Raw genomic sequence first — 22,625 nt, 5'->3', positions numbered from 1 at the left:
GGCTTTTATTTTCTTATGCCTAAAGGAGTTGTGTATGTCGGCAGAAAAAACCCATCTTGAAATTTGTAACTTAACCAGAGAGCAATATCCGCAAATTAAAACCTTGATGGATCAAGCGTATCCCGACTTAGGTGGTGCGTGGCCAAGTCATACCATTTTTAGATTAATAGACCAATTTCCTGAAGGGCAAATAGGTATTGTAGATGACGGTGTGCTGGTGGGCTTAGCATTAAGTGTACAAGTTGATTACACACGTTTTTCAAACCCGCATACGTACGAAGACATTGCAGATGGTCACGACCGTGTATTTAGCGATACCGATGGCGATGCGCTATACGGCTTAGATGTGGCAATTAGCGAAACTCACAGAGGCATGCGATTAGGTCGTCGCCTTTATGATGCCCGTAAAGAACTGTGCCGNCCGCCAATATAACCTACGCGCTATTTTAGCGGGTGGGCGTATTCCGCGTTATTACAATCACAGTAATGAAATGACGCCAATGGAATACATTGCAAAAGTAGATCAGAGAGAGCTATACGATCCTATTTTAAGTTTTCAGTTATCTAACGATTTTCAGGTAAAGCGTTTACTTAAAAAGTACCTACCGGAGGATCAAGAGTCAGTTGGTTACGCCACTTTACTTGAGTGGAATAACATTATGTATGAACCAACCGACACGGTACTCGAGTCAACTAAATCAATCGTGCGTGTAGGTGCTGTGCAATGGCAAATGCGCTGTGTTGAATCGGTTGAAGAAATGCTAAAACAGGTTGAATACTTTGTAGATACCGTATCTGACTACAAAAGTGACTTTATACTATTCCCTGAATTTTTTAACGCGCCATTAATGGGCTTAGGAAATCAAAGCAACCAAACTGAAGCGATTCGTTATTTAGCAGAATATACCGAAACGTTTAAAAACGCGATGTCGCGTATGGCAATAGAATACAACGCCAATATTATTACCGGCTCTATGCCGCTTGCCGAAGACGATAAAATTTATAACGTGAGTTATTTATGCCACCGCAGCGGTAAAATAGACGAGCAACGTAAAATACATATTACCCCGCATGAGCAAAACGATTGGGTTATTCAAGGCGGCGACAAAATTGCTGTATTTGAAACCGATGCTGGGCGTGTAGGTATTCAAATTTGTTATGACGTAGAGTTTCCTGAGCTTTCACGTATATTAGCAAAACAAGGGTTAGATATTTTGTTCGTCCCATTTTGGACTGATACTAAAAATAGCTACTTACGTGTGCGCCATTGTGCACAAGCGCGTGCAATAGAAAACGAATGTTATGTGGTTATTGCAGGCTCGGTAGGTAACTTACCACAAGTAGAAAGCCTTGATGTGCAGTACTCACAATCGGCTGTGTTAACGCCATCGGACTTTTCGTTCCCGCACGATGCAACACTTAACGAAGCCACACCTAATACAGAAATGCTGTTATTTAGTGACCTTGATATGGATAAGCTTAAAATCCTTCACAGCGAAGGTACAGTGCGTAACTTAAAAGATCGACGTGAAGATTTATACGACGTAATTTTGAAAAAGAGAGATGTTTAATGGCGTGGATTTATTTGGTTATTGCCGGTTTACTTGAAATTGGCTGGCCGATAGGTTTAAAAATCTCACAAAACCCAGATACTCGCTGGCAGGGCATCGCAATAGCGGTGGCATTTTTAGTCGCTAGTGGTTTTATGTTGTGGCTTGCCCAAAGGCAAATATCAATGGGCACCTCATATGCCGTGTGGACAGGCATTGGCGCTGCGGGTACGTTTTTAGTGGGTATATTGTTTTATAACGATGCCGCTACATTTGGTCGTATTGCGGGAGTATTAATGATTATTAGCGGTGTGATAACACTTAAAATAAGCTCTTAATTTATATTTTAAAACGGCACTAAGTTTTTTAGTGCCGTTTAGATTAAAAATATTGAGTCGTTTTATACTCGTCTATCGCTCTTTTTATAATATCTGCGCATTCAAGAGGATGTATTTGAGCAATAAAATGCCCACCGAATATTGTGACAACCTTTGTATTATTAAATACGCTTTTTACCTCATCAACAGCACGTTTATTAACTAATAAGTCGTTTGTAGGTTTGATGTATACCACAGGCGTAGCATGTAAGTTTTTAGGTTTACTTAATCGAGATATGTTCTGCAGTCTATTTTTTAGTTTAGCTTTATTTGCGAAGCTAATTGATTTAAATACATCTAAAACTTGGCTTTCACTTCCCAAACCTGCAAATCCCATTTTATTTAATAGCCATATATTTAATTTTGATGCCTGCAAAGCAAATGTAGGAATTAGATAGGCATACCGAGATAATAAACTAGGCGCCGAAATGAAGCTTGCCAGAAATACAATCTGCTTTACATTACTACCCAATAAATTACATAGCTCATATGCTATTGGTCCAGAGTATGACTCTGCCACGATAAATAATTCAGTGCTTTGCAAATGTTTAGCTAGATATTGTGCTTTTTTAGCATAGCTATCGCCTTCGAGTTCATCTAAACAAAACACTTGAATATCTAAAGTCTTAGGAAGTACTTTGAGTATTCCTTTAAAAAGCATTCCTGTTCCATCAAGCCCCGGTAGTAGTAGTATTTTCAATTAAAACCCTTTTTAATTTATAGTGGCAACATGACTAAAACAGCGGCAATGGCTATGAGTATTAAGCCTGCAGTATCTTGTTTTTTAAGTGGCTGTTTTAACCAAAGTACGGCAATTAGCATGGTAAAAAACACTTCCACCTGTCCAAGTGTTTTAACGTAAGCAACGTGCTGTAAGCTCATAGCACTAAACCAGCCAATAGAACCGACACAACTAAAAACACTAATTGCGGCTGTAGTGCCTTTGTATTGCCACAGTTTACTGAGTGTTTGCGGTTCTTTTAATAATAAATAGCTCAGTAGTATTAGTGTTTGTAAGCTAATTACAAACAGCAAAACCCAAGCGGCTGAGTGTGGAAATAATAATCCTGAGTTTAAGCTGGCTTCACGTACCCACAGTGAGGTAAGTGCAAAGCAAGTACCACATGCCAGTCCTAGTAATGCCGTTTTAGCATTAAAGTGTTTAACGCTTGTTATGCCGCTGAGTAGCAATACGGCAATAGCGCCAAAAAACACACCAAGCCAACCGAGTAAAGAAAGTGCCGAGCCAAAAAATAATACACCTAAAATAGCAGCCACTAACGCCTCGCTTTTGGCAAGACCAGCACCTACAGCATAATTATTCATTTTAAATAATTTAACCATTAAACCAGTGGCAAGTATTTGCATAACACTTGCGCCTACAATAAATCCCCAAAAGGCATTATTAAACGTAGGCATAGCTGTATCTTGATATTGATACAAACTATATAAATACACGGCAGCAATAGGACCTGCAATAATAAAGCGGGAGAGGGTTACGCCAGCAACACTCACATCGTTGCTTAATTTACTTTGCAGGGCATTACGCCATGCTTGCATGAAGGCGGCTAAAAAAGTGAAAAATATCCAGGTCATGGTCGTCATCGTTAAAATATAAGGTAGTAAAGTTAACACGCCCTAGTAAAGCGATGCATTAACTATAATGTTGAATATTCATCATCTGCGACATTATGTCGCATGGGTTTGAGGATATATTTAGCTATAGTAAGCCTGATGTTATTGTTAGCCGCCAGAGTTTGTCATAAAACGTATCTGGCGGCTTTTTTATTGCGCTTATGCTAAATTATCCGAAACATCAAAAGGATAAATTATGACAACATTAGTTGTATGTGCATTACTTGCGGTATTAATGCCTTACTTTGCAAAAGTGCCGGTTGCTATAGCAATGGCAAAATTAGGTCGATACGACAATAAACATCCAAGGGCGCAACAAAAAAAATTAACCGGCTTTGGTGCACGGGCGCTCGCTGCTCATCAAAACTGTTTTGAATCGCTCGCTGTTTTTGCTGTCGCTATTGCAGTTGTACTGGGCACTAATTCTGTAGGCGCAATAACAGAAATGCTAGCTGTTACGCATATTGTGTCGCGTATTTTGTACTGTGTTTTTTATTACATGAACCTAGATATAATACGCTCACTAGTATGGTTTATTGGTTTGGGTACAGCCATTGCTATGATTGTGGTGAGTTTGTAGGTTTATACTTTAAAACCACAAAGCAAGCAGCCTAAAAGGGCGCTTGCTTTGTAGTCTTGAACAACTCAGTAACACTAATGCGATACTTTAATTCGCTCTATTAAGTCGGTATTAGCCACTTCACTATTTATTGCAAAATCTAGCTGTACCAGTACATCTTCAAAACCTGAATCTGACGTTTTATACTTCCATTTTGCAAGTGCCTCTTTTGCCGATTTATCAAAAATATCTTTAGGTTTAGATTGAATGACACTGATATTTTTTGTTTTACCGTTAGCTGCAATATCGTACTTTAATACAACAGAGCCGCTGATCCCTTGTTGAGCTGCTTGTATTGGGTAGGCAGGTTCGATGCGTATTGTTGGTGAAATATGATCCTCTTTAGTTATTTCAGTTTGTGGCTGTTTAGCAATGGCTAAGCCGCTAAGCATGCTTGCCGCTATTAGCATTAAGCTACCTTTAGCAAATCGAGAGCTACTACCGCTGTGTTTTATATTAGTTAGTCGTTGTAACATGGTTTTTTTATCTCCGTAGTGTGAGTAAGCCATAAGTCCTGTGGGCGCATTTGCCGCGCAGTTTACTAAGGCTTTGCTGTATAAAATGTGTTGTTGTGTGGTTTTATTGCTAAGTACCCGTTCATCACAAGTCAGCTCTTGTAATCGGCGCATGCTTGCGTAACAAACCCAAGCTAGTGGGTTGAACCACAGTAAAATAGTAGGCAGTAATATAAGTGCGTTTGTTAGGTTGTCTTTGCGTTTAATATGTACGTTTTCGTGCTCTAAAATAAGCGCTAATGTGGCTTTATCAAACTGGGTATTATAGTTACTCGGTAATACCAGCTTACTGTTTAAAATACCGACTACCATTGGTGTGGCTACATGTTGGCTGGTATAGGTTTTAACACCAGTGGTAATAGTGTGCTCAAGGTGCGTTAGCTCAGTTAGCTGCAGGCTTTTAACAAAACGAGTATGCGTAATAAAACTGGCTATTAATAACCCTGCGGTAATAAGTACATACATGAGCGCCCAGCTAATACCCATTTCATGTGCAAAAGGCTGGTTAGGGGTAATTAGGTAATAGCTAATATTACTATTTTGCAGTGGTTTTATTGCATTGGGTAAATTAGCAATAACCAATGCCGCAGGTAATAGCCATGCTAATTTATATACAAACCGCGAGCCAAGGGCTTTTAAACCAAATCGCTCGAGTAAAATAAATCCACAAAACAAAATACTTAATAGTAGTTGCTGCTCAATTAACCAATTAAACCCAGTTTGAATAATCATGTTAATCCCTTACTTTTGGTTTTTTTCCCAGTCATCTATAACTTTTTTAAGCTCGTTTATATCTTGCTGAGAAAGCTGCTCCGATTTAGCAAAACCGCTTACCAGTGGTGCTATACGCCCACTAAAAAAGCGCTCAATAAAGTTTTGGCTTTCTTTTAAGGTGTAGTCGGCGCGCTCAATACACGGCATATAAATATACTGGCGACCGTCTTTTTCAAATGTAAGTGCGCCTTTTTTTACTAGTCGACCTAGTAGGGTTTTAATTGTTTTTTCGTGCCATTGCTTATCGTCGCTTAAGCGCTCAATTATTTGGCTCGCGGTGGCAGGGTAGTTAATCCAAAGTGCGTCTAGCACGTCAAATTCTGCTTTTGATAACTCAATCATTTTATTGCCTACAAATGTAATCTTCAACTTAAGACTACGCTTGTAATCTATAATTGCAAGCTTATTTTTTAACTTTTTAGCGTGTTATTTAAACTAATTGGTATGGGTTTATAGGTGGGCTTTTAAAATATCGGCTTTATTAATGCGTATATACTGCCCTTCAGGGAGGTTTAAACTTTCTAGTGCAAGGTCACTAAATTGTGCCCGATATAAATCAATTACTTTGTATCCGCAGTAATGCGCCATTTTACGAATTTGCCTGTTTAACCCTTGTTTTAAAATAATATTAAATTGATTGCTGGCTATTTTAGTTACTTCACAAGGCAGGGTGATGTGTTTATCAACAGGTACGCCTGCTGCCATTTTTTTACAAAAAGCATCGTCTAAAGGCTTATGTACGGTGACTAAATAATGTTTAGGCTGGTGGAAGTCAGGATGTATTAGTTGATTACAAAAATCCCCATCGTTGGTCAAAATAAGTAAACCACGAGAGTCTTTATCAAGGCGACCAATAGGGTAAACACGGGTAAGTGTAGGCAAATGGTGAATAAGGCTGGCTGGGTCATCAATATTTAATTTGCAATCAATACCAACTGGTTTGTGATACGCAAAATAAACTAAATCGGCTACGCCTTTAATTTCTTTTTCGTTCACTATTACAATGTCTTGCTCATCAACGTGATCTATATGATTCGCTGGACGATTATTTACAGTCACAACACCTTCATCAATTAAACGCGATGCCTGTTTACGAGAACAAATACCCGCATGGGCAATATATTTAGCGAGTCGGATTTTTGTGCTCATAACGTGTGATGCCAGCGACTAATAAAAATTTGATCGCGATTATAGCAAAGCTGCGTATCGATACTGTTAAATTTAAGTAAGGCAAAAATTATGGGTATTAAATTTTCACAGTTAAAAAAGCATGAGCCACTACAAAAAGTCATTGTACACTCGCTAGATATGGCGCTTTATCAAGTATCGGTAATGATCAATAACGTTGAATATTATGTAACAGAAGACAGCGGTGAATTTTTAAGAGCACTAAGCCCACTGCATGTTCAAAAGCGTTTTGATAAAATAGCCTATGCGGGAATGGTACTGCGCCAAACAAGCGCTTACGACGAAATGTGCGGACAGCCCGAAAAAACCGGCAGTAATATGCTCGAAGTACCTTACGGTAAAAACAACCTGTATTGATAGAACTAGTTTGCTAGTATCTGCTCCTTTAAGGGCGGCACATGTATCAATTAAAAGCAGATAGTACCGATGCGTTAAACTCAGCGCTTCGCACAAAAATGGTTGAATTTAACGCCCAGCATTTTGATGCGCAAAGAGTGCCATTAGGCTATAAATTTACGGATGAGCAAGGCGAGCTTGTTGCCGGTATTAGTGGGTGTGTATTTGGAAATTGGCTGATGATTAGTTGGCTTTGGTGTAGCGATAGTGCGCGAGGGAAAGGGCTTGCAGATAAATTGCTAACGGCTCTTGAGCAAGCTGCTATTGAACTAGGAGTAACAACTGCTCAGCTTGATACACTTGATTTTCAGGCAAAACCTTTTTACGAAAAGCGCGGTTATAGTGTTAAGTATCAACTTAATAATTACCCACGCTCAGGTACGCGTTATTTTATGGAAAAGCCACTTTAATTTTTGTTGGCTATTTTGCTTTTAGTGGCTCGCCTTCAAAGGTAATACCTAAAAATGGTGTTGCCTCTGGTGCTAACATAAACGTGCGAATATTTAGGTGATCATCGCCTTTTGGGTTTTGCAGCACGTCGTCTCGGTAAAATTTACCAAAACAATCTAAGGTATTTTTTTTACTTAAATCGTTTAATTTAGCAAATGCAAAAATTTTACACGAGCCATTGTTCTCACTCGCAGAGCTAAGTAATCCATGGTTATTAAAGTCGCATGCGGTAAATGTGTAATTTGCCTCAATAACAGCAATAGTATCGGTAAATTGAATGCTTTTTGGGTTTTCTGCAAGGGTTGCTAAGTAGTCATTTAACGTCATGTTTTATTCTCATATTTTATAATTATTTAGCGCTCAACTCTAGCTCATCTGTTTGCTGATTTATATTGAATTTAAATCGCGATAAAAAGTTCATTCCTAGTAAACCTTGTCCGCGTGTGTTTTCAATGCTCAACACTTCAAAACCATAAATAATTTGCGAGCCCACTTTAAACGATTCAATTTGATAACGCTTTACAACAATTTGACCGTTAGCTGTATTTAGCGTTACATCGCCTAAATATAAAGGCTGTGGCGAAATTTGCTCAATTATACTTGTAGGTAGCGAGGTCACGCTTGCGCCTGTATCAATCATTAGTTCGGTGGATAGATTATTATTTATTTCGGTGTTTATTAAGTAATGCGCGCCGAAAGGCGTTAAAGCAACGAAGTCGTCTTGTGATTGCGCTTTATTGATCATAGCTTGCAGTGTTTGCACTTGGCTTTTTAGATTGTGTTGGTTTGGCATTCGATCAAGGGTTGTTTGTGCGCTAATTAAATCGCCTTGCTGATAGTAGGCATACGCAAACGGATATAAAAACTGTGCATTATCGCTTTTATAATCAAGCCAAATTTGTGTTTGCTCAATAATAGCTTGCCAATTTTGTTGCTCAGTTAATGTGTGTAATTCGTTTTGAGTGAGCGTATTTAAACGTGTATTTACGTTGTTTTGTTGATGAACAGGTAGTAATGAATTCAGCTCAAATAAAGCAATAATGGCGTTTTGTGTTTGCTCGCTATTTATTAAATACTCAACCTGCAAATTAAGTAATTCTACGTTATAAGGGCTGTTATTTAATAGCGCATTGAGAAATGATTCGCTGAGTAATAAATTGCTATTTAGCCATGTTTTAAGCTGCACTAGCCACGATGAATAAAGGTTTTTTGCAATTTCTGGGTAGCTATTTTTGAGTTGTTGATAGCTACTAAGTGCGGCTTCAAATTGGTGTTGTTTAAATTGCTGCTTTGCCGTATTTAGTAACGTATTTTGTTGTTTAGGCAATATGCTTTGTTTAGCACTTTGTGTTTTTTGTGGTTTAGTTAACGCAGGCTGCGGCCATAATAAATAAGCGTTAAGGCTAAGCGAGCCAATTAATAGCAAGGTGATTAGCTTGGTAGAGTGGCTCATTGTGACCTCTTGTTTTTAAACTAGGTTATACCAATTTTATTAAAACATGATTATTTTATCGCATTAAATAACTCATTAACTGCGTTAAAAATTATTCATATAGAACAACTATATGTCACAATTTTCGCCTTGTTATTATGCTATTTTTTTTAGCGCTATAAAAGAACACTTATTTAATGCAATTGGTATTATTTAATAAAGTGCGTTAAGGCATGAATATTGGCTATTTCAATATCAGCCAGCCCTTTATAAGCATAATTAGCACCTTGGTCGTTTAACCATACCGATTGGCAACCAGCATTATTTGCGCCTTGTACGTCGGTATCTAGGCTATCGCCAATATGTAAAATATCGCTTTTAGCAACGTTTAAATGTGTGGCTGCTTTATCAAATAGGGTGCTGTGAGGTTTTGCTTTACCGTGCATACCTGCTTGCAGTACTAGTTCAAATTTATCGTGTAAGTTAAAGCGTTCAATTTCAACGTTACCGTTAGTAATTGCAACAAGCGTAAAGCGTTTGGCGAGGTTATCTAGTAAGTTAAGTACGTCATTGCTTACGACTATTTTGCTGCGCGCATCGGCAAAGGCGTTATAGGCGGCATTTGCATGGCGCTCTACTTCATCTGCGGTAAAGCCAAGTTTAGAAAGCGCTAAACGTAGGGTGTGTTTGCGCCATTTGGTTACATCATCCGCGAGATCTGGGTTTTGTATTACGGCAAGTTCGCGACATAGTTGCCAGTACTTTTGGCCTTGCTCTTGATAGCCCGGTAGCGCGTTTAAATAATTTTGTTGGGCTTTAACGGCTGCTTTTATAATAGGGTGATTGCTGTATAGCGTGTCGTCTAGATCAAAGCTCATGACAGAAAATGGCTTAATAGCACGATTAAATCGGATCATATTTATTTTCCTAATCAGTTCGTTTTTTTGCGCGAGGGTGAGTGTTGTCGTACACCTTGGCTAAATGTTGAAAATCTAAATGTGTATACACTTGTGTAGCCGACAAACTGCTGTGCCCTAGTAATTCTTGCACGGCGCGTAAATCACCAGACGATTCTAAAATATGTGACGCAAACGAGTGGCGCAGCTTATGCGGGTGAACCTGCGAGCTAATGCCTTGTTTTATTCCCCACTCTTGCATACGCAGGCGCACTTGGCGAATCGAAATACGATTTTTTTGGCTACTTAAAAATACAGCTATTTCATCGGGCTTTGCAAACTGAGGACGTATTGTGAGCCATTTTTTTAATGCGTCTAACGCTTTTTTACCCACCGGAATTAATCGCTCTTTATTGCCTTTACCACGCACTAAAATTTCGCCATTGGCAGCACTAATATCTTGCATGTTAGCGCCAACTAATTCGCTTATACGCAGCCCTGATGAATACATAAGCTCCATCATTGCTTTATCTCTAATTGCGAGAGGCTCGTCGTCGGGTATTTCGAGTAAGCGCGCCATTTGATCTACGTCGAGATTTTTAGGTAAAGGCTTTGCAAACTTAGGACCTTTTATACCCACCGCCGGATTATGGTAATGCGATTGCTCGGCAATGTTTTTTGCTTTTAAAAACTTATACAAACTACGAATGCAGCTGAGCTTTAAACTAATAGTACGCCCACTTAATTGTTTTGAGCGTAGTGCCATGCTGTAGCGGCGAATATGCTCGCCTTGCACGCCAAACCAGTCGTCACATAATTTGCTAAAATAAAGGGCTGCAAAGCCAAGCTGGCTTACATATTGGTTTACGGTGTGCGCTGAATATTGTTTTTCAAACTTTAAATAGTCGCTAAATAGCGTTATGGGTGTACGCCAATTGTCGCTTAACTGGGTAGTATTAGGCGCATCGTCACTCATGCTAGTTTTTGCAACCGCAGGTGTAATGCGTTTATAAAGTCGAGTACAAAGAGGTTATCTTGAGCGGGCTCAAAATGGTTTACGTTACAGCTACCAAACGCCAAAATAGCGATAGGGTGTTTAGTGTCACCAATTAAATAAATCGCGACAGATTGTGTATCTTCACTAAATAATAATTCGCGCTCTTGCTGATTAATACGCCCTAAATAATGCCCAGAATGGGTAAGGCGATGCGCAATAAGCTCGTCGTACTCGGGATTGTATTTTACTAATTTGCAGTCGTTAACATCTTCACTTGAGCAAATTATATTGCGTAGATTATTTGCAAGAGTGTCAAAATCGTCATGATTCCAAAGCTGGCGATGGCACTGGCTAAACAAACGATATACAAGCTCGTTTTGCGTTGCATGTTTGCTCATAGCGTCTATTTGGCTTTTTAAAAGCGTGTTGTGCTCGCGTAATTGGCGTTGCTGAATATGTACTAGCGACGTTGCACCTTGAGCTTGCTGTTGCAGCTCAAGTTGTGCGAGTAGCTCTGGGTGCTGAACTAAAAAATCAGGATGTTGCTGTAAGTAAGCAATAACCTGTTCTTTACTTAGCTCGCTCATAGCGCTACTTGTCCGTCGAACACGTGCTCTGCCGGGCCGGTCATGCGTACCGGATGACCTTCGCCACTCCAACGTACTTGTAGGCTACCGCCTGGTAAATCTACTTGAACGGTTGTTGATAACTTATTTTGCATATGACCAATCACCATTGCTGCACACGCACCTGTGCCACAGGCTAGGGTTTCGTTAACGCCGCGCTCCCACACTCTTAATTTAATGTGTTCTTGCGATACAACTTGCATAAAGCCAATGTTGGCTTTTTGCGGAAAGCGTTCGTGGTTTTCAAGTAATGGACCCAATATATCAACTTGCGCGGTGGTTACGTCGTCAACCTCTAGCACGCAATGCGGGTTACCCATAGATACCGCGCCACTAAATACAGTGTGTTCTTGCGTTCTAATAATATAAGTAAGCTCGCGCTTGCTCGCTTTTAAAGGGATTTTACTTGGCTCAAAATTAGGATGACCCATGTTAACCGTTACTTGACCGTCTTTTTCTATGTAGAGCGTTAAGTTGCCCGACTTGGTCGACACCGTAATTTTATGCTTGTTAGTAAGGCCCTTCATACGTACAAAGCGGGCAAAACAGCGTGCGCCGTTACCGCATTGTTCTACTTCGGTACCATCGGCATTAAATATTCGATAATGAAAGTCGAGATCAGGAGAATATGGCGCTTCAACCATCAGCAATTGGTCAAAGCCAATGCCAAAATGGCGATCTGCCAATTTTTTGATTTGATCTCGCGACAAAAAAACATTTTGTGTAATGTTATCAATCACAACAAAGTCGTTGCCTAAGCCGTGCATTTTGGAAAAATTAACTAACATAGCGCTCTAATTCGGTTTTGCTCTGTGCTAATCATGCCACAGAGCAGCTAGTAGACAAAAACGTTTATGGTAAAACTTTCTCACCTTGATAAAGGCTTTCAATAGTTTCGCGTTCGCGAATAAGGTGATGCTGCTGACCATCTACCATTATTTCTGCAACACGCGGACGCGAGTTGTAGTTTGAGCTCATGGTAAAGCCATATGCACCAGCACTTCGTTGTGCGAGTAAATCGCCTTGTTTAAGCGCTAGTTCACGATCTTTTCCTAAAAAGTCGCCGGTTTCGCACACAGGACCCACAATATCAAAGTTGTGAGTAGGTGTTTCGTCGTCGCGAACGGATACCGGAATAATTTTTTGCCACGCTTGATAAAGCGCAGGGCGAAGCATGTCGTTCATACCTGCATCTACAATGGCAAAAAATTTGCCTTGGTTTTGTTTAATAAATTCAACTTGAGTAACTAAAATACCCGCATTAGCTGCAATAGCGCGTCCTGGTTCAAAAATTAGTTCAAGGTGTTTATAGTTAGCTAAGCGCTCGGTAACTTGCGCTGCATATTCACTTGGGTGCGGTGGTTGCTCGTTGTTATATGGCACGCCTAAACCGCCACCAATATCTAAGTGAGTTAGCTCAATACCGTTAGTTTTTAGCTCATCAATAAGCGCCATTAGTTTATCAAGGGCTTCTAAAAATGGTCTTACTTCAGTTAATTGAGAGCCAATGTGGCAATCAACACCAATTATTTTTAAGCCAGGTAAAGCTGCTGCTTGTTGATAAACACTCACGGCAGTTTGAATATCAATACCAAATTTATTTTCTTTTAAACCAGTAGAAATATACGGATGTGTTTTTGCATCTATGTCGGGGTTTACGCGAATAGAAATAGGCGCTTCTAGGTTAAGCTCGCAAGCCACTTCAGAAATACGCTCAAGCTCAGAGGCTGATTCAACGTTAAAACATTTAATGCCCAGTTTTAATGCGTAAGCTATTTCGTCAGACGTTTTAGCCACGCCCGAAAAAACCACTTTAGAAGCATCGCCTCCCGCTTTAATTACACGTGCGAGTTCGCCTTTGGATACAATATCGAAACCCGATCCTAGGCGCGCTAATATATTAAGCACGGCTATATTTGAGTTTGCTTTAACGGCGTAACATACCAAGCTTTTATGATTTTTAGTGGCGTTAGCAAACGCTAAATAATGGCGCTCAAATGTAGCACGCGAGTACACATAACACGGCGTGCCGTATTGCTGTGCTATGCTTGCCACACTTACATCTTCGGCAAATAATTGGTTGTTTTTGTAGTTAAAATAATCCATTTATTGCCCCTGACTTTGCGGTGTTTTGGCTTGCTCAGCGGTAGTGACTGGCTGAGCTGTATTTTGAGGTTGGTTTTGTTCTGTTTGTTGCTCTGGTAAATATAACGGACCGCTTTGTCCGCAGCCAGCTAAGGCGCTTAACAGTACAGTGCTTATTAATAGTCTTTTTAATTGTAAGGTATGTGTCGCTTTCATTAGATTAATATGGTTGCTGGCTTTATAATCGCAGAGTAACAGAATATCTAAAAAATGCAGCTATTCGCGGATGATTTTATTCCTGTTACACTAGCTGCACACTTTTAAAGCTAAAACGTACCCAATATTAGGCGGCTCGCCTGCAAAGGAAATAACAATGACTGAACACGAATATCACCAATTAGCCGAAGCTCTTATGTTCACTATTGAAGAGCAGGTTGATGATTGCGACGCTGATTTAGACTATGAATCGGCACAAGGTATTTTAGAAATAATTTTTCCTGATAAAAGTAAAATAGTGATTAACAAGCAAGCACCTTTACATCAAGTGTGGGTTGCGACTAAATTTAATGGTCATCATTTTGAATTACGTGGTGATAAATGGATAGATAACCGTTCTGGCGCAGAGTTTTGGGAATTTATGAACGATGCATCTACACGTCAAGCGGGTCAAGAAGTTAAGTGGCAATCAACACTATGAGTTTAGAATTTGTAGAATACCCAGCTCAAAGTGAGCACAAAGCAACGGTTATTTGGTTACATGGCTTAGGTGACTCTGGGGATGGTTTTGCACCAGTAGCACCACAGCTAAATTTACCAAGCGAACTTGGTATACGGTTTATTTTTCCACATGCGCCAGTGCAACCGGTCACCATAAATGGCGGCATGGAAATGCGTTCTTGGTACGATATTAAATCTATAGAATTAGATAAACGTGCCGATGAACAAGGTGTAAGAGATTCTGCTGCAAAGGTAGAAGAATTGATCAACCAAGAAATTGCTAACGGTATTGCTGCAAATAAAATTATTTTAGCTGGGTTTTCACAAGGCGGTGTTGTATCGCTACATTTAGCACCACGTTTTGAGCAAAAGCTCGGAGGTGTTATGGCGCTGTCTACTTATATGTGTGTACCGCAAAAGTTTGCTGATGAAGCAAAGCATACCGATTTGAATGTGTTTATGGCTCATGGTAGTCAAGATAACGTAGTGCCGCACAGTGCGGGAAGAAGTGCGTTTGAAGTATTAACAGCACATGACATGGATGTAAGCTGGCAAGAGTATCCAATGGCTCATCAAGTTTGTGCAGAAGAACTACAAGCTATTCGCCAATGGTTAATTGCCCGTTTAAGCTAATTTTGGAGCCGCTGAGGTTAATATGAGTCAAAAAATAGTTATTAAAGCAAATGTTAAACGCGAACCACAAGATGCCGTGCCAACGGTTAGTTACGTGTGGAACTGGCGTCGTATTGTGAGTATTTCTATGTTGGTACTAATGACCTCCGCTGCTGTTATTTACGGCTTAACGAGCGCAGTTAATGCTGAACAGGGCGAACATCCAAATGAGCAGGAACACTTTTTAAGTTTTAAAAATAGCGTAGAAAATGATGATACATTATTAAGTGATAATGTTGAAAATCAACTTATTACTGAGGCAAGTATTGACCCTATGCTTGTTGTGCAAGCACAGCAAAATGAAGATTCAAATAACAGTAATACTGTTGATGACCTTAACAGTATTACTAGTGGTAGTTCTAACGATACTGCTGAAATAAAGAGTTTCTCTCAAATTGATGATGAAGTATCAGTAGAACAAACTAATGTAGTAGCAGAGTCTAATATAGAGTTTATTACAGATGAAAATACTCAGTCATTAGCAGCGGTAGAATCCGGTATTAATAAAAATATTATTGAAGATAATACCGATGAAAGTAATACAGCGGTAAATAGTTTGAATAATAGCGAAGTCGATGAAGTAGATACTATTAACTTGCTGCCAGAGATAGAAAATGACGATGGCGCGTTGACCGGTACTGAAGGGTTTTCGCCAACGGCGCAAGTGGCGAGTGTAGCACTTGGCGCACAAATAGACACAGGTAAAATAAGCCGAGCAGTACTTACACGCAAGGTTAGTAAACGAGAGCCAACTAATGTGTTTGCAGCAGATATTCGCTTAAGTCAGTTTGAAGAAGATCTATCGTTTTTTAGCGAGTTGAAAAATTTACAAGGGCAAGAAATAAAGCACGTGTGGTCTTTTGAAGGCAATACAATGGCTGAAATTGCTCTTAACGTAACGTCTTCACGTTACAGAACATATTCAACAAAAAATATTATGGATTCACAAACAGGTCATTGGCGTGTTGATGTGGTTGATGAGCAAGGTAATTTAATTGCCCAAAAAGAATTTAGAATTTTAGCTGACTAAATACAGTTAAATAGTAGTAATTAATTGGATATCCCTATGACAGAAAAAACAAAATTAGTACGCATCGCAACTCGTAAAAGTGCTTTAGCACTTTGGCAGGCTGAGTTTGTAAAAGCACAACTTGAGCATTTTCATGCTGATGTACGTGTTGAGTTGTTCCCAATGTCGACTCAAGGGGATATTATTTTAGATACGCCATTGGCTAAAATTGGCGGTAAAGGTTTATTTGTTAAAGAGCTAGAGCAAGCTATGCTAGATGGTCGAGCAGATATTGCCGTGCATTCAATGAAAGACGTGCCAGTAGAGTTCCCAGAAGGATTAGAGCTGTATACTATTTGTGAGCGTGAAGATCCGCGCGATGCATTTGTATCAAATAACTTTGCTAATTTAGGCGAGTTACCACAGGGCGCTATTGTGGGTACCTCTAGCTTACGTCGTCAGTGTCAAATACGTGCGCTTCGCCCTGATTTAAAAATTCGTGATTTACGAGGTAATGTAAATACGCGTTTAGGTAAATTAGATGATGGTCAATACGATGCGATTATATTAGCTGCAGCGGGACTTATTCGTTTAGAAATGCAGGAACGTATTGCTGATTACATTGAGCCAGAAGTGTCGTTACCAGCAAATGGTCAAGGCGCTGTAGGTATTGAGTGTCGTATTGATGATGAAGTAACGAAAGCATTACTTGCACCACTTGAGCATACCCAAACACGTATTCGCGTAAATGCAGAACGTTCGATGAACCGCCATTTAGAAGGTGGTTGCCAAGTACCTATTGGTGCTTATGCGTTAGTTGATGGCGAGCAGGTGCATTTACGTGGTTTAGTTGGTGCCGTTGATGGCAGCGAAATTTTACGTGACGAAGTAACAGGTCATGTAAATGACGCAGAAAAACTAGGTATTGAGCTTGCTAAAAAATTACTAGCTCAAGGCGCAGACAAAATATTAGCTGAAGTTTATAGAGACGCATAAATGACACATATTCTGATAACTCGGCCCGAAGGAAAAGGCGCAGCCCTTGCACAGCAATTAGAGCAAGCGGGTTATCAGGCGTCTTTGTTTCCTGTATTAAAAATAACGCATTTAACACCCTCCAGCACTGAACTTAGCCCGCTGTTAAATGCGGATAAAATAATATTTATATCGCAAGATGCAGTCAGTGCACTTTCGCAATTAAAACCAGATATAAATACCAAAGCGCAGTTTTATGCGGTTGGACAGCAAACAGCAGACATTATATATGAGCAATTTGGTGTGCGCGCAGCAGTACCAAAGCGGTATGATTCAGAAGGGTTACTTGCACTTAAATCGCTTGAGCAGGTTGATGGCTGCAATATTGTATTGGTTAAAGGTCAAGCAGGACGCCCCGATATTGCCAAAACACTTAAAGAGCGAGGCGCTTTTTTAAATAGTTGTGTGGTGTACAAGCGCGAACCAACAGAAGAGTTAATTGCTGACTGGACAGACCACTGGCAAACCCAGAATGTACAGGGTATAGTCTTAACAAGTAATGCAGCAGTTGATGCAATATTCAAAAATGTTGCTGAACTAGAACTACAATGGTTACAACAGTGCCAATTTTATGTTGCCAGCGAGCGGATAGCCGCCTATTTACAGCAGCAAAAAGTAAGTTTGGCTAATATACACATTGCAGCAGGAGCTAGCGATACAGCTATGTTTGCCTGCATTAACCAGCAAGGTAGCAAAATGAGCGAACAGTCAAAGCCGATCAAAGCAGAAAAAACCAATCCTACAACGTCTAACGCAGTGCCTTTAAAAAAGAATGATGTAGAAGCCAAAAAAACAACTGAAAATAACAAACAAAAGGTAAGCAAAGTTGCAGTACTTGCGCTTCTTATTTCGTTAATAGTTGCATCTGGTGTTGGCTATGAGTTTTATCGAAAACTGAATGCTGGCAAAGTACAAAATTTAGCGGTAAATGAGTTAAGCGACCAAAATAAGCAACTTCAAAAAGAGCTACAAACGCTTAAATCGGCGCAGTTTAATTTGCAGCAAGCGCTATTGGATAGTGAGAAAAAAGTTGCTGCAGCACTTAATGAAAGCACTGCTCAAAATCAGCAAGAGCTAAAAGCAGCATTGCAAAAGGCGCAGCAGCAAGGCTCGTCTTTAAATCCACAAGAAGTAACTAGCTTGCAGCGTATGGCTGAGTTTAAACTATGGGCTGAAAAAGATTACCAAGGCACTAGTGCTGTTTTAAAACGCTTAGATGCATTACTTAGCGAACACCCAGGAACCATTGAAGTGCGCCAAGCTATTATGCAAGACATACAAACGCTTGATAGCCTCAAACCTATAGCAACAGAGGCTATTTATTTACAGCTAAACAGTGTGCTTGGTAGTGTTGATGATTTAGTTTTTAATGCGGTTAACTTGCCAGAAGAAGCTTCTGCAATAGATGAAAATGCTTTAAGCGATGACGTGAGTGATTGGCAGCAAAACCTGAGTAATAGCTGGAATAAAATTGTGGATAGCTTTATTACTATTCGCCAGCACGAGGGTGTTTCTATTGAGCCATTACTTACGGATCAAGAGCGCCATTTAATTAATCAACGTATCAAGCTTAATATAACCCAGGCACAAGATGCACTTATGAGTAAGCAGGCGAGTATTTTCTTTAGCGCCTTAAGTGAAGCAAAACGTTTAGTTGGTGAGTACTTTAAGCAAGACGATGATGCAACCAAAACTGCACTTAAAGCGTTGTCTAAACTCGAAAAAGAGCAGCTTAATTTTAATCCAAAAGTAACCTTAAATAGCACAAAAAAGGTTAAGGAGTGGGCGCAATGATAGGGCTAATTATTTTAATAGTAGTTATTGTTGTTGTACTAGCGCTTACTCCATTTGTGCTAGATGAAAAAGGTTATGTACTTATTTCATTTAACAATATGACGATAGAAGGCACGATAGTATCGTTTTGTATAATGGCAGTCATTACCGCTGTTGTTCTATATTTAACATATAAATTAATTCGTTATTTATTATCAATTTATCGAAATACTAAACATGGCTTTTTTGCACGTAGCCAAGAGCGTAAACAAGCAGCTATTGAGCAAGCACTTTGGAGCGCCATTAATGATGATTACGAGCATGTAGAGCAGGCTCTATCAGGTAATAGCGTTCCAGATAAGTTTGAAGATATTCGCTTAGCATTACTTGCCAAAGCAGCGCTTGCTAGTAATCAAACAGATAAAGCGCTTGAACATTTATTCGAAATAAGCCCAGAGCATCAATTAAAAGTCGCGAAACTTTGGTTAGCAAGTGGCGATAGCAGTGCAATTGAATCGCAAATGCGTGTAAGTGCTGAATCTAAAAAAGCGACTCCGCTTGAGTTAATGCTTTATACAGAGGTGTTAGTGCAACAACAGCACTTTAGTACTCTGGAAGATTTTTTACCAAAATTATTACGCAAAAAAATATTCACAAGCGAGCAGTGGACTCGCGTTTTTAGTGCTTATTTTTCAGCGCAGCCGGCTGAAGAAATTACTAATAAATATAAGCAGCTCCCTAAAAAGCTACAAGCTTATGCGCATATCGCTTATTTAATGAGTATGACAGCGGCAGGTAAGCTAACTGTGATTGAGGGCGACTTAATTAAAATGGTTAAACATAATGATCAACATGAGCAGCTTGCTTATATATTAAGTGGTGTAAGTAGTGCCGACGCTATTAAGTTACAAATCAGCATTCAAGATCGCCTTAAAAAAGATGAAAACAATAATGCATTATTGTTAGCACTTGCTTGTCTTTCTAATGCTCAAGGAAATTATGACCTTGCGGCTAGAGTGTTTGATAAGGCACTGAATTTGGATAATAAAAAACAATTTACCCAACAGGCTGCATTAAGTTATAAAAATAGCGCACAAGCAGAAAAGGCACTCGTTTTATATCAATAAATAACTACACTATAACTACTTAGAATTTTTAGTAGTTCAGGAGCACAAGCATTGAAAAAATATTTATTATTAACCTTTAGCTTGGCTTGTGCTTACTTTTTTACTGGATATTTTAGTAATTACCTTCTTGCTATCGATGGATATGCAGTTGCCTCATGGCCACCCTCTGGTATTGCCCTTGCTAGCTTTTTAATTTGGGGTCGAAAAGTATTTCCTGGAATTATGATTGGTGCCTTATTTACTAATTTAATTCACCTTGATAAAGCAGCNGCCGATATTTTACAGTTAAATGTGTTATTGCAAGCAATTGGTGTAATGTTAGCGGCGACTTTGCAAGCTTGGGTTGGTAGGCAAATTATAGTTAATGTAATAAAAGCACCGCTCGATTTATCTTCTATAAAACATAGTATACAAAGTTTAATTGTTGGTGGACCAATATGTTGCACCATTGCTGCTAGTGTTGGCACTAGCTTATTAGTATTAAATAATGTAATACCGATACACGCCGCCTTTGATAACTTTATAGCATGGTGGATAGGCGATAGCATTGGTGTATTAATTTTTACTCCTTTATTACTCGCTGCATTTAATTACTCTGAAATGCGTCATCGTTTGCAGGTTATTTTGCCCTCGTTATTAATTTATACACTTATAAGTATTAGTTTTTATGGTGCTGCCAGCGTTAAAAAAGAAAAAGATAGCCAAAAGCAAGAAGCTAAAGTACTTGCTGTACAAAATGCCATAAACCAAAAGCTTGACGGAATTACTGCTCACTTAGGATTGCTAGCTACATACTTTGCTAGTAGTGATGACGTGAATTTTAGAGAGTTTAAACAGTTTACTTCAAAGCAACTGGACTACAGCCAAGAAATTTTAGCATTTGAATGGATACCTTATGTACCAGCAAATAAACGCACAAATTTTGAAGTCCGTGAAAATACAGCCCCTGATAAACCTTTTTACATAAAAGAAAAGTCACTTGATGGAGGTTGGCAACCTGTAGGTGCCCGTAGCAATTACTTCCCTGTAAAATATGTATACCCTTTGGAGGGTAATGAAGATGTTTTAGGGTTTGATTTAGCTTCTAGTAAAGTAAGAGGTGCTGCGCTTAGTAAAGCGAAAGAACTTAATGAACTTGCGCTAAGTGAGCCAATTAATTTAGTCCAGAATACATCTGAAAAAGGTGTACTCTTTTTATATCCTGTTTTTGGCGAGTCATCTACCGAAGATGATTTTCAAGGTTTTGTGGCAGCAATTGTTAGTCTTAAACGTTTATCGCAAACACTGTTATTTGATCACAACAACTTAATTTCAGCTAGCTTTTTTGATACAACGACACTAGAGAAAAAGCAGCCAATTTATATTGCCGATACCGATAATTCACAAATGCTGTTTAAGCAATATCAATTGTTGATTGGCAAGCGTATGTGGCAGGTCGAGTTATATGAACCACCAGTTAGAACGCCTTGGTTAATGTATTGGCTTGCACAAATTGTAGGTATGTTATTTGTGTGGTTACTGATTACATTTTTGATTTCAGTTACTGGTACAAATATACAAATTCGTAAACAGGTAGCTAAGCAAACACATACATTACGTAAAGAAAAACAAAAAGCAGATGAAGCGAGTTATATTAAAGGGCAATTTTTAGCAAACATGAGCCACGAAGTTCGCACGCCTATTAATGGAATAAAAGGGCTGCATTATTTAGCGTTACAGCAAAATAACTGGCAACAGGCTCGAACATATATAGAGCAAGCTGATGGTGCACTTGGTGTGTTATTAAGAGTGTTAAATGATGTCCTCGACTTTTCTAAAATGGAAGCAGGCAAACTCGATTTAATGCAAGAGCCTATCAATGTAGGTAACTTAGTTGATGAAATGACTAATTTGATACAATTTGAAGCTGATGTTAAGTCATTAAACCTTCAATTAGATTATGATAAAACAACAAATTTGGTAATTTACAGCGACCCGATCCGCTTAAAGCAAGTGCTCTTAAATTTACTTAATAATGCAGTTAAATTTACTCCCAAGGGAGACGTTACTCTTAAAGTGTGGCAATCACAAAAAATGACCTATTTTAGTGTTAATGATACAGGGATAGGCATTAATGCAGCTGCACAAAAAAAATTATTTAAACCTTTTTCACAAGCTGATAGTTCAACCTCTCGACAGTATGGTGGAACCGGTTTAGGTTTAAGTATTTGTAAAAAATTGGTTGAGCTTATGGGAGGCGCTATAGATTTAGCAAGCCATGAGGGAAAGGGTTCTACATTCACATTTAGCCTACCATTGAGTTCCCCACTGCCTAAAGCAGAGCAAATACAGCAACAATATGATGAAATAGATGTCGATACCTTATCGTTTGCTGATTACCGGTTACTCTTAGTTGAAGATAACCCGCTTAACCAGCATGTTGCTAGTGCAATATTAAAAACCAAAGGTTGCATAGCCGATATAGCGAGTGATGGTTTTGAGGCAATAGAAAAGTTGACTGAAAATACTTATGACATTGTTTTGATGGACATTCAGATGCCAAAAATGGATGGCTTACAAGCCACTAAAGTTATTCGTAATGAGCTAGGGTTAATTGATTTACCTATTATTGGTTTGTCAGCAAATGCGCATGATGATGATGTTAAAAAAGCAGCTACTTGCGGAATGGATAATTATATAACTAAGCCGATTGATGCAAATACATTATTTAAAACACTATGGCATCATTTATCGCATAAATAAGCTGCATTAT

24 protein-coding genes and 1 pseudogene are annotated in these 22,625 nt (G+C 39.2%); 12 read left to right on the top strand and 13 right to left on the bottom strand.

The window, feature by feature from the left end; genetic code table 11:
- Window positions 1–34: 34 nt before the first annotated feature.
- A pseudogene (locus L647_RS01000000123590) lies at window positions 35–1,571 on the top strand (carbon-nitrogen hydrolase family protein).
- Window positions 1,571–1,888: a multidrug efflux SMR transporter gene (locus tag L647_RS0103505; protein WP_024609960.1), complete on the top strand. Its 318-nt coding sequence runs from the start codon at window positions 1,571–1,573 to the stop codon at window positions 1,886–1,888. Before L647_RS01000000123590 ends, L647_RS0103505 begins: the two are co-directional and overlap by 1 nt.
- Before the next feature lie 43 nt (window positions 1,889–1,931).
- Here the strand turns inward: L647_RS0103505 and L647_RS0103500 are convergent, their stop codons facing one another.
- On the bottom strand, window positions 1,932–2,627 hold the full coding sequence (locus L647_RS0103500; protein WP_253948828.1) for a hypothetical protein: 696 nt from the start codon (window positions 2,625–2,627) through the stop codon (window positions 1,932–1,934).
- A 17-nt stretch (window positions 2,628–2,644) separates the two neighbouring features.
- The gene (locus L647_RS0103495) at window positions 2,645–3,523 is read right to left on the bottom strand and encodes a DMT family transporter (protein ID WP_029880364.1); all 879 of its coding nucleotides are present in this window, start codon (window positions 3,521–3,523) and stop codon (window positions 2,645–2,647) included.
- A gap of 235 nt (window positions 3,524–3,758) precedes the next feature.
- On the opposite strand from L647_RS0103495, the gene L647_RS0103490 reads away from it, so the two are divergent.
- Window positions 3,759–4,142 carry an MAPEG family protein gene (locus tag L647_RS0103490; RefSeq protein ID WP_024609958.1) on the top strand — a complete coding sequence of 128 codons (384 nt, stop codon included), beginning with the start codon at window positions 3,759–3,761 and terminating at the stop codon, window positions 4,140–4,142.
- Between the two features lie 74 nt (window positions 4,143–4,216).
- On the opposite strand, the gene L647_RS0103485 is transcribed toward L647_RS0103490, so the two are convergent.
- The 3 genes from L647_RS0103485 to L647_RS0103475 form a co-directional block, all read right to left on the bottom strand.
- Window positions 4,217–5,428 (bottom strand): M56 family metallopeptidase, encoded by a 1,212-nt coding sequence (locus L647_RS0103485; protein WP_024609957.1) that lies wholly within the window; start codon window positions 5,426–5,428, stop codon window positions 4,217–4,219.
- Window positions 5,429–5,437: 9 nt separating this feature from the next.
- Window positions 5,438–5,812, bottom strand: coding sequence for a BlaI/MecI/CopY family transcriptional regulator (locus L647_RS0103480; RefSeq protein ID WP_024609956.1), 375 nt, complete (start codon window positions 5,810–5,812; stop codon window positions 5,438–5,440).
- A gap of 108 nt (window positions 5,813–5,920) precedes the next feature.
- A complete protein-coding gene (locus tag L647_RS0103475) occupies window positions 5,921–6,619 on the bottom strand; it encodes a pseudouridine synthase (RefSeq protein ID WP_024609955.1) in 699 nt (232 codons plus the stop codon).
- A gap of 90 nt (window positions 6,620–6,709) precedes the next feature.
- Between L647_RS0103475 and L647_RS0103470 the strand changes: the two genes are divergently transcribed.
- Entirely contained in the window at window positions 6,710–7,015 is a 306-nt protein-coding gene (locus L647_RS0103470; RefSeq protein WP_024609954.1) for a DUF6482 family protein, read from the top strand.
- A 41-nt stretch (window positions 7,016–7,056) separates the two neighbouring features.
- On the top strand, window positions 7,057–7,464 hold the full coding sequence (locus tag L647_RS0103465) for a GNAT family N-acetyltransferase (RefSeq protein WP_024609953.1): 408 nt from the start codon (window positions 7,057–7,059) through the stop codon (window positions 7,462–7,464).
- Between the two features lie 10 nt (window positions 7,465–7,474).
- Here the strand turns inward: L647_RS0103465 and L647_RS0103460 are convergent, their stop codons facing one another.
- The 8 genes from L647_RS0103460 to L647_RS0103420 all read right to left on the bottom strand — a co-directional run bounded on the left by L647_RS0103460 (window position 7,475) and on the right by L647_RS0103420 (window position 13,756).
- Window positions 7,475–7,831 (bottom strand): HopJ type III effector protein, encoded by a 357-nt coding sequence (locus L647_RS0103460; RefSeq protein ID WP_024609952.1) that lies wholly within the window; start codon window positions 7,829–7,831, stop codon window positions 7,475–7,477.
- A gap of 22 nt (window positions 7,832–7,853) precedes the next feature.
- Window positions 7,854–8,957, bottom strand: a complete 1,104-nt coding sequence (locus tag L647_RS0103455; RefSeq protein ID WP_024609951.1) for a retroviral-like aspartic protease family protein — start codon at window positions 8,955–8,957, stop codon at window positions 7,854–7,856.
- A 188-nt stretch (window positions 8,958–9,145) separates the two neighbouring features.
- Window positions 9,146–9,853 carry an HAD-IA family hydrolase gene (locus tag L647_RS0103445; protein WP_024609950.1) on the bottom strand — a complete coding sequence of 236 codons (708 nt, stop codon included), beginning with the start codon at window positions 9,851–9,853 and terminating at the stop codon, window positions 9,146–9,148.
- Between the two features lie 10 nt (window positions 9,854–9,863).
- Window positions 9,864–10,808 (bottom strand): tyrosine recombinase XerC, encoded by a 945-nt coding sequence (locus L647_RS0103440; RefSeq protein ID WP_024592615.1) that lies wholly within the window; start codon window positions 10,806–10,808, stop codon window positions 9,864–9,866.
- A complete protein-coding gene (locus L647_RS0103435) occupies window positions 10,805–11,416 on the bottom strand; it encodes a DUF484 family protein (protein ID WP_024609949.1) in 612 nt (203 codons plus the stop codon). The genes L647_RS0103440 and L647_RS0103435 overlap by 4 nt, the downstream gene beginning before the upstream one ends.
- Window positions 11,413–12,243 carry a diaminopimelate epimerase gene (gene dapF, locus L647_RS0103430; protein ID WP_024609948.1) on the bottom strand — a complete coding sequence of 277 codons (831 nt, stop codon included), beginning with the start codon at window positions 12,241–12,243 and terminating at the stop codon, window positions 11,413–11,415. The genes L647_RS0103435 and dapF overlap by 4 nt, the downstream gene beginning before the upstream one ends.
- A 64-nt stretch (window positions 12,244–12,307) precedes the next feature.
- Window positions 12,308–13,561, bottom strand: a complete 1,254-nt coding sequence (lysA, locus tag L647_RS0103425) for a diaminopimelate decarboxylase (protein ID WP_024609947.1) — start codon at window positions 13,559–13,561, stop codon at window positions 12,308–12,310.
- Window positions 13,562–13,756 carry a lipoprotein gene (locus tag L647_RS0103420; protein ID WP_024609946.1) on the bottom strand — a complete coding sequence of 65 codons (195 nt, stop codon included), beginning with the start codon at window positions 13,754–13,756 and terminating at the stop codon, window positions 13,562–13,564.
- 157 nt (window positions 13,757–13,913) lie between these two features.
- Between L647_RS0103420 and cyaY the strand changes: the two genes are divergently transcribed.
- From cyaY to L647_RS0103385, 7 genes are read left to right on the top strand one after another with little or no spacing between them, the layout of a single operon-like run.
- Window positions 13,914–14,237 (top strand): iron donor protein CyaY, encoded by a 324-nt coding sequence (gene cyaY, locus L647_RS0103415; protein WP_024609945.1) that lies wholly within the window; start codon window positions 13,914–13,916, stop codon window positions 14,235–14,237.
- Complete coding sequence (locus tag L647_RS0103410) at window positions 14,234–14,890, top strand: dienelactone hydrolase family protein (protein ID WP_024609944.1); 657 nt, start codon at window positions 14,234–14,236, stop codon at window positions 14,888–14,890. The genes cyaY and L647_RS0103410 overlap by 4 nt, the downstream gene beginning before the upstream one ends.
- A gap of 22 nt (window positions 14,891–14,912) precedes the next feature.
- Complete coding sequence (locus tag L647_RS0103405; protein WP_024609943.1) at window positions 14,913–15,959, top strand: DUF2914 domain-containing protein; 1,047 nt, start codon at window positions 14,913–14,915, stop codon at window positions 15,957–15,959.
- A 36-nt stretch (window positions 15,960–15,995) separates the two neighbouring features.
- Window positions 15,996–16,934: a hydroxymethylbilane synthase gene (gene hemC / locus L647_RS0103400; RefSeq protein ID WP_024609942.1), complete on the top strand. Its 939-nt coding sequence runs from the start codon at window positions 15,996–15,998 to the stop codon at window positions 16,932–16,934.
- A complete protein-coding gene (locus L647_RS0103395; protein ID WP_024609941.1) occupies window positions 16,935–18,767 on the top strand; it encodes a uroporphyrinogen-III synthase in 1,833 nt (610 codons plus the stop codon). It begins immediately after the preceding gene.
- Window positions 18,764–19,873: a heme biosynthesis HemY N-terminal domain-containing protein gene (locus L647_RS0103390; protein WP_024609940.1), complete on the top strand. Its 1,110-nt coding sequence runs from the start codon at window positions 18,764–18,766 to the stop codon at window positions 19,871–19,873. The genes L647_RS0103395 and L647_RS0103390 overlap by 4 nt, the downstream gene beginning before the upstream one ends.
- A gap of 51 nt (window positions 19,874–19,924) precedes the next feature.
- Window positions 19,925–22,615, top strand: coding sequence for a CHASE domain-containing protein (locus tag L647_RS0103385; RefSeq protein WP_024609939.1), 2,691 nt, complete (start codon window positions 19,925–19,927; stop codon window positions 22,613–22,615).
- The last annotated feature ends 10 nt before the right edge of the window (window positions 22,616–22,625 follow it).

The sequence above is a fragment of the Pseudoalteromonas sp. TB64 genome (genome assembly GCF_000498095.1).
In the GTDB taxonomy this organism is placed as follows: domain Bacteria; phylum Pseudomonadota; class Gammaproteobacteria; order Enterobacterales; family Alteromonadaceae; genus Pseudoalteromonas.
Note: the sequence above shows the minus strand (reverse complement) of the source record. Positions and strands in the feature narration are given on the sequence as shown.

Bases quoted from the DNA above. Each gene is read 5' to 3' on its own strand.
- L647_RS0103505 (WP_024609960.1), top strand. From the start codon at position 1,571: ATGGCGTGGATTTATTTGGTTATTGCCGGTTTACTTGAAATTGGCTGG.
- L647_RS0103495 (WP_029880364.1), bottom strand. From the start codon at position 3,523: ATGACCTGGATATTTTTCACTTTTTTAGCCGCCTTCATGCAAGCATGG.
- L647_RS0103490 (WP_024609958.1), top strand. From the start codon at position 3,759: ATGACAACATTAGTTGTATGTGCATTACTTGCGGTATTAATGCCTTAC.
- L647_RS0103485 (WP_024609957.1), bottom strand. From the start codon at position 5,428: ATGATTATTCAAACTGGGTTTAATTGGTTAATTGAGCAGCAACTACTA.
- L647_RS0103480 (WP_024609956.1), bottom strand. From the start codon at position 5,812: ATGATTGAGTTATCAAAAGCAGAATTTGACGTGCTAGACGCACTTTGG.
- L647_RS0103475 (WP_024609955.1), bottom strand. From the start codon at position 6,619: ATGAGCACAAAAATCCGACTCGCTAAATATATTGCCCATGCGGGTATT.
- L647_RS0103470 (WP_024609954.1), top strand. From the start codon at position 6,710: ATGGGTATTAAATTTTCACAGTTAAAAAAGCATGAGCCACTACAAAAA.
- L647_RS0103465 (WP_024609953.1), top strand. From the start codon at position 7,057: ATGTATCAATTAAAAGCAGATAGTACCGATGCGTTAAACTCAGCGCTT.
- L647_RS0103460 (WP_024609952.1), bottom strand. From the start codon at position 7,831: ATGACGTTAAATGACTACTTAGCAACCCTTGCAGAAAACCCAAAAAGC.
- L647_RS0103455 (WP_024609951.1), bottom strand. From the start codon at position 8,957: ATGAGCCACTCTACCAAGCTAATCACCTTGCTATTAATTGGCTCGCTT.
- L647_RS0103445 (WP_024609950.1), bottom strand. From the start codon at position 9,853: ATGATCCGATTTAATCGTGCTATTAAGCCATTTTCTGTCATGAGCTTT.
- L647_RS0103440 (WP_024592615.1), bottom strand. From the start codon at position 10,808: ATGAGTGACGATGCGCCTAATACTACCCAGTTAAGCGACAATTGGCGT.
- L647_RS0103435 (WP_024609949.1), bottom strand. From the start codon at position 11,416: ATGAGCGAGCTAAGTAAAGAACAGGTTATTGCTTACTTACAGCAACAT.
- dapF (WP_024609948.1), bottom strand. From the start codon at position 12,243: ATGTTAGTTAATTTTTCCAAAATGCACGGCTTAGGCAACGACTTTGTT.
- lysA (WP_024609947.1), bottom strand. From the start codon at position 13,561: ATGGATTATTTTAACTACAAAAACAACCAATTATTTGCCGAAGATGTA.
- L647_RS0103420 (WP_024609946.1), bottom strand. From the start codon at position 13,756: ATGAAAGCGACACATACCTTACAATTAAAAAGACTATTAATAAGCACT.
- cyaY (WP_024609945.1), top strand. From the start codon at position 13,914: ATGACTGAACACGAATATCACCAATTAGCCGAAGCTCTTATGTTCACT.
- L647_RS0103410 (WP_024609944.1), top strand. From the start codon at position 14,234: ATGAGTTTAGAATTTGTAGAATACCCAGCTCAAAGTGAGCACAAAGCA.
- L647_RS0103405 (WP_024609943.1), top strand. From the start codon at position 14,913: ATGAGTCAAAAAATAGTTATTAAAGCAAATGTTAAACGCGAACCACAA.
- hemC (WP_024609942.1), top strand. From the start codon at position 15,996: ATGACAGAAAAAACAAAATTAGTACGCATCGCAACTCGTAAAAGTGCT.
- L647_RS0103395 (WP_024609941.1), top strand. From the start codon at position 16,935: ATGACACATATTCTGATAACTCGGCCCGAAGGAAAAGGCGCAGCCCTT.
- L647_RS0103390 (WP_024609940.1), top strand. From the start codon at position 18,764: ATGATAGGGCTAATTATTTTAATAGTAGTTATTGTTGTTGTACTAGCG.